Origin of the sequence: Tatumella sp. UBA2305, from assembly GCF_002345795.1 — a bacterium.
Lineage (GTDB): Bacteria > Pseudomonadota > Gammaproteobacteria > Enterobacterales > Enterobacteriaceae > Tatumella > Tatumella morbirosei.
Genome location: NZ_DDVT01000021.1, coordinates 219814 through 234679 on the forward strand (window position 1 = coordinate 219814; position 14866 = coordinate 234679).

10 protein-coding genes are annotated in these 14866 nt (G+C 53.7%); 5 read left to right on the plus strand and 5 right to left on the minus strand.

Translation table 11 applies throughout. The annotated features are described in order from the left end of the window. Positions 1-25: 25 nt before the first annotated feature. On the minus strand, positions 26-2350 hold the full coding sequence (locus B3Z23_RS14910) for a TonB-dependent siderophore receptor (protein WP_294911551.1): 2325 nt from the start codon (positions 2348-2350) through the stop codon (positions 26-28). Between the two features lie 190 nt (positions 2351-2540). Between B3Z23_RS14910 and fes the strand changes: the two genes are divergently transcribed. The 3 genes from fes to B3Z23_RS14925 are packed head-to-tail and all read left to right on the plus strand — an operon-like array spanning position 2541 to position 7993. After that, positions 2541-3854, plus strand: a complete 1314-nt coding sequence (gene fes, locus B3Z23_RS14915; protein WP_349677223.1) for an enterochelin esterase — start codon at positions 2541-2543, stop codon at positions 3852-3854. Position 3855: 1 nt separating this feature from the next. Then, complete coding sequence (locus B3Z23_RS14920) at positions 3856-4077, plus strand: MbtH family protein (protein WP_294911553.1); 222 nt, start codon at positions 3856-3858, stop codon at positions 4075-4077. Continuing rightward, a complete protein-coding gene (locus B3Z23_RS14925) occupies positions 4070-7993 on the plus strand; it encodes an enterobactin synthase subunit F (protein ID WP_294911555.1) in 3924 nt (1307 codons plus the stop codon). Before B3Z23_RS14920 ends, B3Z23_RS14925 begins: the two co-directional genes overlap by 8 nt. 57 nt (positions 7994-8050) lie before the next feature. Here B3Z23_RS14925 and B3Z23_RS14930 read toward each other — a convergent pair whose 3' ends face one another. From B3Z23_RS14930 to fepB, 4 genes are all read right to left on the minus strand, one after another. Further along, complete coding sequence (locus B3Z23_RS14930; protein WP_294911557.1) at positions 8051-8845, minus strand: ATP-binding cassette domain-containing protein; 795 nt, start codon at positions 8843-8845, stop codon at positions 8051-8053. Next, complete coding sequence (gene fepG / locus B3Z23_RS14935; RefSeq protein ID WP_294911559.1) at positions 8842-9825, minus strand: iron-enterobactin ABC transporter permease; 984 nt, start codon at positions 9823-9825, stop codon at positions 8842-8844. Before fepG ends, B3Z23_RS14930 begins: the two co-directional genes overlap by 4 nt. After that, positions 9825-10847 carry a Fe(3+)-siderophore ABC transporter permease gene (gene fepD / locus B3Z23_RS14940; protein WP_414716498.1) on the minus strand — a complete coding sequence of 341 codons (1023 nt, stop codon included), beginning with the start codon at positions 10845-10847 and terminating at the stop codon, positions 9825-9827. Before fepD ends, fepG begins: the two co-directional genes overlap by 1 nt. Positions 10848-10919: 72 nt before the next feature. Next, complete coding sequence (fepB, locus tag B3Z23_RS14945) at positions 10920-11846, minus strand: Fe2+-enterobactin ABC transporter substrate-binding protein (protein ID WP_294911918.1); 927 nt, start codon at positions 11844-11846, stop codon at positions 10920-10922. A gap of 196 nt (positions 11847-12042) precedes the next feature. Here fepB and B3Z23_RS14950 point away from each other — a divergent pair, with 196 nt between their 5' ends. After that, positions 12043-13233 (plus strand): isochorismate synthase, encoded by a 1191-nt coding sequence (locus B3Z23_RS14950; protein ID WP_294911563.1) that lies wholly within the window; start codon positions 12043-12045, stop codon positions 13231-13233. A 5-nt stretch (positions 13234-13238) separates the two neighbouring features. Continuing rightward, positions 13239-14849 carry a (2,3-dihydroxybenzoyl)adenylate synthase gene (locus B3Z23_RS14955; RefSeq protein WP_294911565.1) on the plus strand — a complete coding sequence of 537 codons (1611 nt, stop codon included), beginning with the start codon at positions 13239-13241 and terminating at the stop codon, positions 14847-14849. Positions 14850-14866 lie beyond the last annotated feature (17 nt).

Genomic DNA, 14866 nt, shown 5'->3' on the forward strand with positions numbered 1-14866 from the left:
GCGGCTTTTTTATGTCGCTCACTTATCAGAAGTGGGTATTCAGACTCATATAGAACGTCCGCCCTGATTCGTTATAAGTATTCGCACCGGCACCGTAGATAGTAATCGGGTTAACCACTCCTGAAGAGGTAATGGTTCCCGTAGACTGGGCGTTACCTTCACGGAAATGGCGTTTATCAAACAGATTCTCTATCCCGGCAGTGATGCTGACATTTTTGGTCGCATCCCAGGTCGCACTGGCACCGACGATACTGTACGGACTGACTTCGCGGGTGTCAGGGTAACTGACCACATTACCGCGATAGTCGAGACGTTTAGGTTTCTGACGCCCATACCAGGTAAAGGTTGTTGCCAGAGACAGATCTTCACGCGCCTGCCAGGTGAGTCCGGAATTCAGGGTAAACTGCGGAATAACCGATAAGCGATCACCGGTGGTTTTATTCTTACTCTGCAGCATCCAGGTCATATTGTTATTCCAGCTGAGGGTATCGGTAACCGGAATATTCAGCGTGCCTTCCAGACCTTCTACGACGGCTTTCGGAACATTTTGCCATTGGTAGATATACGTGCCGGTACTGCTGGTACCAATAGAACTGGTACCCGCCTCAATCTTGTTGCGATAGTCGTTGCGGAACCAGGTAACTCCGGCCTGCAGACCGGCATCATCTTTATATTCCAGCCCGATCTCTTTGTTGGTACTGGTTTCAGCTTTCAGATTATCGTTACCCATCAGATAACATCCGACGCCTGAACCGGCATAGCCTTTACAGCCCTGACCATTACTGTATAAAATATAATTTCTGTTGGTCTGATACAGATTAGGGGCTTTATAAGCCCGGGCAATCCCCATTTTCAGGGTAATGTTCTCGGTCAGCCCCTGCGACAGATTCAGTGACGGGCTCCAGTTAGTTCCTGAAACCGAATGGTGATCGAAACGCAGCGCCGGGGTCAGCACAGTGCTGTCGGTAATATCCATATTATCTTCAGCAAACAACGAGAAAATTTCGGCGCTGGAGTACGGGTCGCGTTTCCCGGTTGTTATCCCGTCAATCGCCCCCCCGGTTCTGTCCCCGGTCAGTGCCTGACTGGTCGATACTCCGTCTTTCATTTTCTGCTGATTCCATTCGGTACCCAGCGTCAGGTTCTGATTTACCATCAGGTTAAACGGAATGCTAACTTCACTGTGCAGCAGTACATCACCTAAATCGATATCAGCAAAACCACCACTCGGTACGCCTTCAAACCCTCCAGCCAGCCCTTCAGACAATCTTGAGTTACGGGTTCTTTCATACTGAGCGTAAGTATTGGTACTGACCCCGCTATCCCAGACCCCGGTCCAGGTGAGTGAATAGTTCTGACGATAAATACGGTTAGTCTCTTTACCGTACATCGATTTTACGAAATCTGTCGTGTTGGTATTCTGGGTATCGCCGGCATACAGATTTCCCTGACGGCTGGTACCTGCTTCAAATTCCAGATGCTGGTTACGGGCAAATTCCCAGTTTAATTTACCGTGCAATTCCTTATCTATAACCCCTTCGCGCCCAGCAGGATAGCCACCCGCATACAAGCCCGGGCGAGGAGTAGTATGCGACTCGTTGATATCGTAGGCATCGGCCTGCGTTTTATCCAGATTACCCCAGATACTCAGTGTCAGGCTGTCAGAAACCGGCCCCATCAGGCTAAAGTTAGTACGTTTGGTGGAGCCTTCCGATTTATGCTGGGGCGCATTCAGGTAGGTATCCCAGGATCCATGCCACTGGTTAGTCGCCTGTTTGGTGATGATATTCACCACCCCACCCATTGCACCATTACCGTAACGAGCCGCGGCAGGACCCCGGATCACTTCAATACGTTCAATCATCTCCGGTGGTACCCAGTTAGTATCCCCCCGGGTATCCCGCTCTCCACGCCAGCCAAAACGGACCGAGTTGCGGCTGGAAACCGGTTTGCCATCAATCAGAATCAGGGTGTTTTCCGGCCCCATCCCACGGATGTCAATCTGACGGTTATTACCGCGCTGACCACTGGTCGAGTTCCCGGTCAGGTTAACGCCAGGCATGGTACGAATAATTTCAGAGACATCACGGGCCGGCGGATGTTTACGGATTTCGTCTGCGGTAATGGTGGAAACGCCCGGAGCCTGTAAATTTTGTTGCCTGGCGGTCACCACAATCGTGCCACTGTCGGTATCAGTCTTGCTGACTGCCGTTGGTTCAGTCGCCTGTTGCTGGCTGGCCGCTGTATCGTTAGTGGTGTTGTCAGCTGCCAGTACCGGGTATGAAAAGAGTAACGCCGATGCCCCGAGCTCAAGGCAGATAGCAGTGGAAAGCAGAGATATTTTTTTCATTAGAATGATCCTGGTCTTCTGCCACGCGCAGACCAGGCTGGCTGGAGAAAATCCGGTTATTTAGCCACGTTTTTCATAAAGTGTTCAGCTACGCCTTTGCGGACAACTGCTTTAGCAATGAGAAATACCGGCGGACGGCAGGGATAAGGGCAGTTTCTGTAACAGCAAAGACAGGCGCCGCAACACCTTATTGCAAACAGAAATAATTATCAATACTATTATTAATTACTCTATTTTTTTAAGTGATTTGACTATCCCACGAATGGCTATCCCTGACTGGTTTACCGAGCACCCCGGGAGTGAATCCTGGTGGCAACAGCAACAACAACAAGGGCTTCCACGTATTTCGCCTGCTGTTGGCAGCGAATGTGAAGTCACTTTTCTGTGGCGTGACCCCCAGGGTAATGAAACGACCTCTGGTTATCGCCATGTCTGGATTAATATCACCGGTATCACGGACCACCACCAGAAAACGCCGCCCCGCTCACTGCAACGCGTTGCCGGAACTGATGTCTGGTTCTGGCAAACCCGGCTGCCTTCCAACTGGCGTGGCAGCTACTGCCTGATTCCGGATACCACCGCTGAACGACCTGACGACGCAGCCGATATCTTCCAGAGGCGGGAATGGTGGCGGGAAAAATTCTCTCATGCCGGGTATGACCCGCTTAATCCGTTGCGACACTGGTCAGGTGGCCGGGGAATGTCAGTCTCTCCGTTACATATGCCGGATGCTCCGCCGCAGCCCGAATGGCAGCCACTGGATCAGCATCAGGAAACGACACTTCCCCTGGAACATTATTTATGGGACAGCTCCCTGCTGGGTAACCAGCGCAAGATCCGGATATATCAGAGCGGTGAACAGGCTAATCCTGAACGCCCGTTAGTGCTGCTACTGGACGGACAATTCTGGGCTGAGCAAATGCCGGTCGCGGCCCCCCTGCAGTCACTGACCGATCGGCAATTGTTGCCACCCGCCATTTACGTGATGGTCGATATTATCGATCGTCAGCACCGTACCCGGGAACTGACCTGCAATCCGGATTTCTGGCAGGCTATTCAACAGGAACTCCTTCCCGGGGTCGCTCAATGGACCGGCTGGCAAGCGGCGGCTGAGCGAACCCTGATCGCCGGGCAGAGTTTTGGTGGATTGTCCGCGGTTTATGCCACATTACACAAGCCGGAATCCTTTGGCATGGCCGTCAGCCTGTCTGGCTCTTTCTGGTGGCCAGGACGTGGACAGCCTGCCGGCTGGCTCACTGAACAACTGGAACAACATGCCTTTACCACTGCGCCACGCCGGATTTATCTGGAGGCGGGCCACCGTGAACAGGTTATTTGTCAGGCCAACAGTGCGCTCTACGATGCGCTGTGCCGACAGAATATTACCGCCACACTGGAATTTATTGAGGGGGGCCATGACGCGCTGTGCTGGCGTGGCGGACTACTCAATGGATTACAGGCCACTCTTAATACTCATCCTGAGTCATCCCGGGAAGGAGTCTGATATGAAGAATCTTCATCCTTTTGACCAGCCAGACGCCTCTGCCAGCGTACTGAAAAATCATGCAGGGCAGTTCAGTCTGTGGCCGGAATCTATTACTGTCCCTGACGGCTGGCTGCGGGTTTATGGCCCCTGCCCACAGGAACAATGCCTGCTATGGCTGGAATCACACTGGACGGATATCCGCCCTGCGGCACAACTGAGTACCGGAAGTCATTATGTCTGAACAAACACGCTGGCTGCCGCTGGTCGCAGCACAACCGGGGATCTGGCTGGCAGATCAGCTATCACCTTACAGCAATGCCTACGCGGTGGCCCATGTGACAGAATTACAGGGCGAGATCTCGCTGCCGCATCTCACCGCGGCTATCCGCCATGGTCTGGCTGAGGCTGATACCCTGCATATGGTGTTTGAAGAAATCGAGGGTGAAGCCATGCAATGCCCCGGTCAGGCGCCGGTCATTGACGCGGAATTTCGTGACCTTCGTGAAGAGGGGGATCCACGTCAGACCGCAGAACACCTGATGCACCAGGATTTACACAGTGATTTGCGACTGGCTCCGGGTAAACCGATGTATCGTAATCTGATTTTGCAGATCGCAGATAACCACTGGCTTTGGTATCAGCGTTATCATCATATTGCGATCGATGGTTTCAGTTTCACAGCCCTTACCCGACGTATTGCTGAGATCTACACGGCTTTATGCCAGCAAACTGATACGGGGCCCTCACCGTTCACTCCGTTCAGTGACGTGGTTACTGAATATCTGGATTACCAACAGTCTGCCGGCTGGCAACGGGATGCCGGCTACTGGCAGGAGAAAGTCAAAACACTGCCTGCGCCGGTTAGCCTCTCTGAACAGCCACTGAGCGGGCAGCACCCTTCGACTGAACTTATCCGGCTGCAACTGACCTTGTCCGCCACCGATCTGCAACCACTGTGTAGCCAACTGACAGCCGAACAACTGACGCTCACCGACGGAGCAATTGCGCTGGTTGCTGTCTGGCTGGCTCGTCTGACCGGACAGCAACCTTTCAGCAGTGGATTTATCTTTATGCGCCGCCTTGGCTCAGCAGCTCTGTGCGCCACAGGTCCGGTCATCAATGTATTACCGATGGCTGTCGATTATCAGCCCAACCTGACACTGCCTGAACTGGCAGCCCGGCTGGCTAAAGAAATTAAGAAAAACCGCCGCCACCAGCGTTACGATTCGGAACAGGTGATGCGGGATGCCGGCCGTCACGGCGACAGCGATCCACTGTATGGTCCGGTGATCAACGTTAAAATGTTTGATTATCAGCTCAGTTTTAGTGGCCTGCATGCCGATACCCGTCATCTTGCCTCCGGCCCGGTACGTGATCTGGAAATCGCCATTTTCCCCGGCGAATCCGGCGATGTAACCTTTGGAATACTGGCTAATGCCGGACGCTATGATGCCGGCCTGCTTCAGGAACATCTGGATCGTCTGCCATTACTGGCAAAACAGTTTGGCCAGTCAGCGGGTCTGAAATGTTCAGAGGCGATCATTCTGAATGCTAAAGAGCAACAACAGCTTGCTGATATCGGTCAGGCAGAACACCCTGTGCCGGCAACCACCTTATCTGACCTGCTGGAACAGCAGGCGTTGTCTTCACCTCAGGCGATTGGTCTGGCGGATGTGCATCAGCAACTCACTTATCACGAAATGCACCAGCAGGGCCTGGCACTGGCACAGCAACTGCATCAGGCGGGTGTGAGTCGCGGGGATATTGTGGCTGTCGCCCTGCCGCGCTCAGTCTGTTTGTCGCTGGCATTACAGGCTATTGTTCGGTTGGGTGCCGTCTGGCTACCGCTGGATACCGGTTACCCGGACGACCGTCTGCAGATGATGCTGGAAGACGCAGCCCCGAAACTCCTGATTACCGGGCCCGAACTGACTTCCCGTTTCCGGGCGATCAGCGGAGTCGCTCAGTACCATTATGATGCTTTGTTGTCGCCACTTTGCGGCCCCTTGTCATTGCCCGGACCGTTTGCAGGTGATGGCGCTTACCTGATTTATACCTCCGGTTCTACCGGTCGGCCGAAAGGCGTACTGGTCAGTCATCAGGCTATCATCAACCGTCTGTTGTGGATGCAAAATCATTATCCGCTGAACAGCACTGATGTCGTGTTGCAAAAGACCCCGGCCAGTTTCGATGTGTCTGTATGGGAATTTTTCTGGCCGCTGATTACCGGGGCCCGGTTAATGATGGCACCTCCTGAATCACACCGCGACCCGGAAGCATTACTAAGACTGATACTCGATTATCATGTCACCACACTCCATTTTGTACCATCGATGTTAGCGGCCTTTACTTCATCGTTACCCCCGGACAGTGCCAGGCTGGCTGCACGCGAACTGCGTCGGGTCTTTTGTAGTGGCGAAGCCCTGCCGACAGCTCTTGCCCGGCAGTGGCAGCAGTTATGCGGAACAGAACTACACAATTTATACGGTCCGACGGAAGCGGCCGTGGATGTCAGTTGGTACCCGGCATTCGGTCCTGAGCTGGCGGCGGTTACCGGCAGCAGCGTGCCCATCGGCTTCCCGGTCTGGAACACCGGACTGCATATTCTCGATGCACAGCTACAACCTCTGCCGCAAGGTATTGCCGGCGAGCTGTGGCTAAGTGGCATTCAGCTGGCTCAGGGCTATCTGGGCCGTCCGGGTCTGACTGCCTCACGGTTTGTGGCCCTGCCAGGCGCAGAAGGTGAACGGATGTACCGTACCGGAGACGTGGTACGGCGGTTGGCTAATGGCGCTATTGAATATCTTGGCCGGAATGATGATCAGTTGAAAATCCGCGGTCAGCGTATTGAGCTGACCGAAATTGATCATGTTCTGCTTGAGCAGTCTGGCGTAGAGCAGGCAGTTACACTGGCGCGCGTACTGCAGGAAAACCAGAGTCATGACCAGCGCTGGGAAGATGCCCGCCAGCTGATTTCTTATGTAATAAGCGATCAACCGGTAGACACAGAGCAACTGCGATCTCAGCTTGCCGCACACTTGCCGGCGCATATGGTACCGGTGGCGATTATGCAGGTTGATGATTTTCCTCTGAGTAATAACGGCAAACTGGATCGTAAAGCATTACCGTTACCGGCTCTGCATACCGGTAAACACCAGCGAAAACCGACGGCAGGGCTGGAAAGCGAGCTGGCCGAAGAATTTGCCGCGATTCTTGGCTGCGACACACTGTTCGCCACAGATGACTTCTTCGCTCTTGGCGGACACTCACTGCTGGCAATGCGGCTGGCGGCACGGTTGCGTAAGAAATTACACCAGCACATCACCGTCGGACAAATTATGGTCGCACCCAGCGTCGAAAAACTGGCCCGGTTATTGACGACACCGCAGCAGGATCAGGGGACTGAAGCCGGTCATGCTCCATTGCTGCCGCTGCGGGAAAGTCATGGCCCCCGGCTATTCTGCTTCCACCCTGCCTCCGGTTTCGCCTGGCAGTTCAGTGTTCTGCGTCGTTATCTGGCGGCTCACTGGTCGGTGACCGGTATCCAGTCGCCTACCGCCGACGGCATTCTGCAACAGAGCCAGCATATAGACGATGTCTGTGATGCGCATCTGCAGCTTATCCGCCAGCAGCAACCTCATGGCCCCTATTATCTGATCGGCTATTCGTTGGGTGGCACACTGGCTCAGGGAGTGGCAGCCCGTCTGGAAGCCGCCGGTGAGCGGATTGCTTTCCTAGGGCTGCTGGATACCTGGCCACCGGAAACCCAAAACTGGGATGAACGCCAGGGAAAAAATGTCCTGGACCCGGAAGTCCTGGCTGAAGTTGATCGCGAGCGTGAGCAATTTATGCAAAGTCAGCGGAAAATGGCCGGTGAAGATATGGCCGGGATGTTTGAAGTCATTAGTCAGAACTATGCCAGCGCGGTCAGGCTATTGACCACTGCGACCAGCGCCCGCTTTGGGGGTAAGGCCACCATGTTCCTGGCCGAAAGAACCCGCCAGCAGGGGGCTGATGCACAGCAATGCTGGGCGCCGTATATCCGTCAGCTGGAAGTTGTGCCCGTCGACTGCGCCCATTCAGAAATCTTTTCTGAGGCAGTTTTGGCGATCATCGGTCCGGAAATCAGCCAGCGGCTGGAAAGCCTGCAGAAATAACTCATGCTTACCGGAAGCCCTGGTGCTTCCGGCAGGCTGCGACAGTTACGGGGTTTGCTACTCTCTGCCCAAGGGGACAACCATCGGCGTTCCGGCCACCGGATCGCTGATGATCATACATTTCAGTCCATACACCTGCTCAATCAGCTCTGCTGTGACGATCTCTGAAGGTTTACCCTCAGCGATAATCTGCCCGTCACGCATGGCTATCAGATGTGTGGCATAACGGCAGGCATGATTCAGTTCATGCAACACTACTACCAGCGTTCTGCCGTGCTGACGATTAAGATCACGCATCAGCTCCATAAGTTCTATCTGATGAGTGATATCCAGCCAGGTGGTAGGTTCATCGAGCAATAACAGTGGGGTTTGCTGCGCCAGTACCATCGCGATCCACACTCTTTGCCGCTGCCCACCGGACAAGGTATCCACGGTTTGCTCTGCCAGATGGTCAACTCTGGTAGCCTGCATTGCCTGATCTACCGCCTGCGCGTCTTCGTTACGCCACCGGCCAAACAGTTGCTGATGCGGATATCTGCCGCGCGACACCAATTCACGTACCGTGATACCGGCAGGGGAATTGGGAGATTGCGGTAAAAGCCCGAGCCGCCGCGCAATTTCTTTGGTCGGATAACTGCTAATCGACTCACCATCCAGTACCACCTGCCCCTGCAGTGGAGTGAGCAAACGGCTCAGTGTACGCAGCAGGGTCGATTTTCCGCAGGCGTTCGGACCGATAATCACCGTCACTTCTCCCTGCGGAATAGACACGGATAAATCGCGGGAAATAATTTTCTTATCGTAGCCGAGGGTCAGGTGATTCCCCTGCAAGGGTGATTGTCTGTCGGTCATTTGCGACGTGCCTCTCTGACCAGTAAGCTCATTAAGTACAACCCTCCCAGACTGACCGTGACGACACCGACCGGCAGCTGATACGGGACGAAAAGATGTGTGGCAATATAGTCTGCCGCCAGTAACAGAACAGCACCACTGAATGCACTGGCAATCATTTGATAGGGTCCATCACGACACAGACGACTGGCAATTTGTGGTGCGACCAGCGCGACGAACGACACCGGACCAATCAGCGCTGTTGATACGGCGGTCAGTATCACCCCCACCAGCATCAACCACAGTCGGCTACGTTCGACCGGAATACCTAAGGCGGCAGCCATATCATCGCCCATTTCCAGCAAACGCATACGTCTTGCCAACAGCGCAGTGGCAACCGTTGCCATCAGTAAAATCAGGGCGACCGGAGGCAGGCTGTTCCAGTTGATACCGTTCAGTGACCCGGCACTCCATAACCCGGCGGATAATGCAGTATCCAGTGAGGCCGTGGTGATAAGCCAGCTGTTGAGTGACATCAGCAATGCACGAACACCAATCCCAACGATGATCAACCGGAAGGTTGCCACCCCCTGGCGCCAGGAAAAAAGATAGACGATTGCCGCCGTTACCAGCCCTCCCGCCAGCGCCGCCAGTGCTAATATCGCTGGCTGACCTGGCAGAAACACCATCGCCAGTAATACCGCCGAAAATGCGCCGGTGTTAAAGCCCAGCACATCCGGGCTGCCCAGGGGATTGCGCAACAGTGACTGGAAAATCGCGCCACTGAGTGCCAGAGCAGCACCGGTAATCAGCGCGGCTACTACACGCGGTAGCCGCCAGTCGATAACTACCATGCTAATCCCACGGGGTGCATCCCCCCGCAGCACCTGCCATAACTGATCATTACTGACCGGTAAGGTCCCGCGTGTCAGAGATAAAAAACTGAGTAACAGCAGTAGCAACAACAAAAAGATTAATACCTTCAGGTTACGGGCCTTCATCAGATACCTCCCTGAGACTGACGGCGTATCAGGAAAATAAGCACCGGCGCACCAATTAACGCGGTGACGATAGAAACCCGTAATTCCCCCACCGCCATAAAGCGGCCGGCAATATCAGCTGCCAACAGTAAACAGGGAGTGAGCAGCAAGGTGACCGGCAGTAACCGCCGGTGATCAGCACCTGTCAGAAAACGACCCAAATGCGGCGCCATCAGACCAACAAACGCTACCGGCCCGGTTAGCGCCGTCGCTGAACCGGCCAGCAGAGCTACCGCCACCAGCCCCGTCAGTTGGGTACGTAATACCCGGGTACCGAGCGTTACCGCAAGGTCGCCGCCCATACTCAGGTTATTCAGTGATTTACTTAATAGTAGCGACAACACTGTCGCCAGGACGATTGCCGGAGAGATCACCGCCAGCGAAGTAAACTGGCGAATATCCAGCGAACCACTGAGCCAGAAACGAAGATGATCATAAATTTCGGGGTTCATTAATGACAAGCCATTAGTCATCCCCTCCAGAACCGCGGCCAGGGCGACACCCGCGAGGGTCAACCGTACCGGATTCACCCGACCTCCCGCAGCGGCACCGGTCAGCGCGACAATCAATAAGGCAAGAATCGCGCCGCTGAAAGCAAATCCGAGCCAGGCCAGCGGGGTATCGGCCCCTGTCAGGGCGATGCCCAGCACAATGGCGAAAGACGCACCGGAATTAACCCCAAGAATGCCAGGATCAGCCAGCGGATTACGGGTGAGCGTCTGCATTAGCGCACCAGCCAGCCCGAGAGATAGACCTGCGGCAATCCCGGCCAGTGTTCTGGGCAACCGGGCAAAGCGGATAATCGTACAGTCCTGAGATACACAATGCTCAGGAGAGAACAGTGACTGCCAGGTCTCCGTGACCGGAATCATTTTTGACCCGGCAATCAGGCTCAGTACGGTTAACAGAGTAAATAACAACAACAGCAAGATCAGCAAATACGGTTGACGCATAACCCTCAGGACCTTCAACGAACTGGAAATGCCACCCTTGCAAAGAAATTTAGCGACCACTGGCCAGAGAAAACGGTACTGATGTACCGTTTTCTCTCACCATTAATGTGCGAACTGATGCTGCAGGGTAGTCAGCAGATGGCTGGCACTATAATAATCCAGACGGAAATTGTCACTGCCCATTGCATAGACTTGCTTGTTACGGACAGCATCCGTTTGTGAAAGGAACTGATCTTTGAGGACCTGAGGCACGGTGTTGTCGGTACTGGCAAACAGCAGCCAGCTTTTACCTGCCAGTCCGGCAGCCAGGTTTTCACCGGATAACTGAATGATATCCTTACGGTGCCCCATGCTGAAATTACCGGTGACAGACGCAGGCGGGGTGGCGAGAGTGAAACCCAGTTGTTCCAGTAATTTGCCCTGAGCTGACTCGGGGGTCCACAGATTCACTTCACGACCGCCACCATTCCAGACCATTGCTGAGACAGGTTGCGGAGGCAGACGGAGTTGTGCTTTCAACGCTTTTTCACGTTGATCGAACTCTGCAACTTTCTGCGCCGCCTGTGCTTCATGGCCGGTAGCCTGTCCCAGCTCTGAGACCAGTTGCTGCCAGCTCTTATCGTCGTAGTTCACTACCAGCACCGGAGCAATCGCCGATAACTGACTCACCAGTTTTACCGCACTGTCATTTCCGGTGGCACTGACCAGAATCAAATCCGGAGCTTCACTGGCAATACTTTCAGCATTCGGCTCGCCAATATACAGACGCTTTACCTGGCGTTGTTTCGCAATATCTCCCCACTGGCGGAAGAAGCCCTGTGAATCGGTAAAACGGCTGTTCGGCGCGGTCGCACCACTGCCAATTACCGGAGCATCAATCGCCAGTAATGACCCGGTCAATGTCACACTGGTAGAGACAATGCGCTCAGGCTTATGTTGTAACGTGATGGTGCCGTTTTCACCATGAACCTGTCGTGGCCAGCCTTCCATGGCACTGATTTGCATACTTAAAGGCAGTAAAAATACCATCAACAACCATTTATAACCTGAGTGTACTGTTTTCATGTTTTTTCCCGGAATTACCAGTGGAGACTTTTCGCATAAACTGCGGATTTTTACCTGCAAAGGACGATTTCGTTGACACATTACACGGATCCGGTTAGGTTACACGAAACAATACAAATGATAATCATTATTAGACATTTTATCATTTCAGGATGCAACTATGCTAGAAAAGGAACAGGCTGAAAATCCCTGCTTTCGGGAATTTCCCTCCTTAAAAGGCCGATTTCTGTTTACGTCAGGCTGGCGAAGTCTGATAACTGATGGCTGTTTTCAACGTCTGACACTGCCTCTTTCCGGTCTGAACCCGCAACTTTCAGCCAGTGCGGAAAGTCTGGAAACTGCATTCCGCCATGCCCGGGCTGCCGGAATTTCACGTCCGGTAGTTGTCGGCGCAATTCCGTTTGATACACGTCAACCGTCAGAGTTGTATATTCCGGAAAGCTACGAATTTTTCGATCGCCAGCAACTGAGCTCAGTGGAGACCGCGCCACTGGGTCCCCCGGCAGAACATGCTCTGTATGTCCGCCAGGTCCCGGAGAAAAACGTTTTTACCACGATGGTGGCCCGGGCAGTTGAGGCGATGAAGCGGGGAGAGCTGGATAAAGTCGTATTATCACGTCTGCTGAACATTCACAGCCCTGAGTCTATGGACCTGCAGGCGCTGATGTCACAGATTGTGCAACAGAATCCGGATAACTATCATTTCCACGTTCCACTATCCTCAGGTGCTACACTTTTGGGTGCCAGTCCGGAATTATTGCTGAGAAAGCAGGCAAATCATTTTTATTCCTGTCCGCTGGCTGGATCAGCCAAACGTGCCAGTGATCCGCAACTTGATCATCAATCCGGCCAGGCCCTGATGAACTCGGCAAAAGACCGCCATGAGCACCGCCTGGTCACTGATTCCATGCGCGATACCCTGCAACCGGTCAGCGAGACGTTATCGGTGCCCGAAGTGCCGGAGCTGGTCACCACAGGAACCTTATGGCATCTGGCAACCTCTATCCGGGGCACCCTGAAGAACAGTCACGAAAGTGCTTTGTCACTGGCCGCCCTGTTACACCCGACACCGGCACTGAGTGGTTTTCCGCATCCTCAGGCGCTGGCCTTAATCCGCCAGCTGGAACCTTTCGACCGCCATCTGTTTGGCGGCATGGTGGGATGGTGCGATGACCAGGGAAATGGCGAATGGGCCGTCACGATACGTTGTGCCACCGTCGATAATCAGGATATCACCCTGTTCGCCGGTGCCGGTATTGTCCCGGCATCAAATCCGGAATCTGAATGGCTGGAAACCGGCGTAAAACTGACAACAATGCTGAAAGCTTTCGGGCTTGAACAATCAAGGTAATTCCCATGACTATCCCTTATACACGCTGGCCGGATGAGCTGACGAGTCGCTACCGTACCAAAGGGTACTGGCTGGACCTGCCATTAAGTGATATTGCCGATCGTCAGAAAGATAATGACGCTGTTGCCATTATCGATGACGAGTCGCAGATCACTTACCGGCAGATGGCCCTGGCCAGTTCCCGTCTGGCCGCCAGACTTCAGCAAGCCGGACTGAAGAAAGGTGATACCGCACTGGTTCAGCTTGGCAATAATAACGAGTTTTACCTGGTATTCTTTGCGCTTCTGAAACTGGGCGTCGCCCCGGTGAATGCCCTGTACAGCCATCAGCGTACTGAGCTGTTTTCTTATGCCCAACAGATAAAACCCGCACTACTGATTGCCGATCGCCGACATAGTTTGTTTGCCGATAATCAGTTTCTTGATCAGTTCAGGGAACAGACTCCTTCTGTGACGACGGTGCTGATGCATCATGCTATCGATGGCGATCACAGCCTGGCTGAGTGGCTTGCCACGCCGGCAGACAATTTTGTTGCCGATCCCAGTGCTGCAGATGAAGTGGCTTTCTTTCAGCTTTCCGGGGGCAGTACCGGCACCCCGAAACTTATTCCACGGACCCATAACGACTACTATTACAGTATTCGTGCCAGTAATGATATTTGCGGTGTCGATGCTGATACCCGTTACCTGTGCGCCCTGCCGGTTGCCCATAACTACCCGATGAGCTCTCCGGGGTGCCTGGGGATTTTCTATGCCGGCGGGCTGGTCGTCATGGCCGCCGATCCCAGTGCCACGCAATGTTTCCCGCTGATCGCCAGACACCAGATTACCCTGACCGGGCTGGTCCCCCCGGCGGTCAGCCTCTGGTTACAGGCCATCAGTGAACAGGGAAATCACGGTGAACTGAATTCCCTGAAAGTCCTGCAGGTCGGTGGGGCACGTCTGAGTGAAACTCTGGCACGGCGGATAATTTCAGAAATTGGATGTCAGCTACAACAGGTGTTTGGTATGGCCGAGGGGCTGGTGAACTATACCCGGCTGGATGACCCGTTGGAGATAATTGTGACCACTCAGGGCAGGCCCATGAGTGAAGATGACGAAGTCAGAGTGGTGGATGAAGACGGCAAGCTGTTGCCGGCAGGCCAGATCGGTCGCCTGATGACCCGGGGTCCCTACACCTTCCGTGGTTATTTTAATAACCCGGCACATAACGCGACCTGTTTTGATGATGAAGGATTTTACTGTTCCGGTGATCTGATTGAGATCACCGCGGAAGGTAATATTAAAGTTCAGGGACGTGAAAAAGATCAGATCAACCGTGGCGGAGAGAAGATTGCTGCCGAGGAGATCGAAAACCTGCTGCAACGTCACCCTGATATTATCCATGCTGCACTGGTGTCAATGAGTGATGAGCTGATGGGTGAAAAGAGCTGCGCATTTATCGTCGCAAAACAACCGATCAAGCCGGCACATTTACGCCGACATCTGCGTGAACAGGGTATTGCTGAATTTAAACTCCCTGATCGCATTATTCAGCAGGATGAGCTGCCACTGACTCCGGTAGGCAAAGTCGATAAAAAAGCACTGCGCCAGTGGCTGACTGAACAACAAAAATAATCCGAATTACCACCGAT

Excerpts from the sequence above, each read along its gene's own strand:
- B3Z23_RS14910 (WP_294911551.1), bottom strand. The coding sequence starts at position 2,350 with ATGAAAAAAATATCTCTGCTTTCCACTGCTATCTGCCTTGAGCTCGGG.
- B3Z23_RS14920 (WP_294911553.1), top strand. The coding sequence starts at position 3,856 with ATGAAGAATCTTCATCCTTTTGACCAGCCAGACGCCTCTGCCAGCGTA.
- B3Z23_RS14925 (WP_294911555.1), top strand. The coding sequence starts at position 4,070 with ATGTCTGAACAAACACGCTGGCTGCCGCTGGTCGCAGCACAACCGGGG.
- B3Z23_RS14930 (WP_294911557.1), bottom strand. The coding sequence starts at position 8,845 with ATGACCGACAGACAATCACCCTTGCAGGGGAATCACCTGACCCTCGGC.
- fepG (WP_294911559.1), bottom strand. The coding sequence starts at position 9,825 with ATGAAGGCCCGTAACCTGAAGGTATTAATCTTTTTGTTGTTGCTACTG.
- fepB (WP_294911918.1), bottom strand. The coding sequence starts at position 11,846 with ATGGTATTTTTACTGCCTTTAAGTATGCAAATCAGTGCCATGGAAGGC.
- B3Z23_RS14950 (WP_294911563.1), top strand. The coding sequence starts at position 12,043 with ATGCTAGAAAAGGAACAGGCTGAAAATCCCTGCTTTCGGGAATTTCCC.
- B3Z23_RS14955 (WP_294911565.1), top strand. The coding sequence starts at position 13,239 with ATGACTATCCCTTATACACGCTGGCCGGATGAGCTGACGAGTCGCTAC.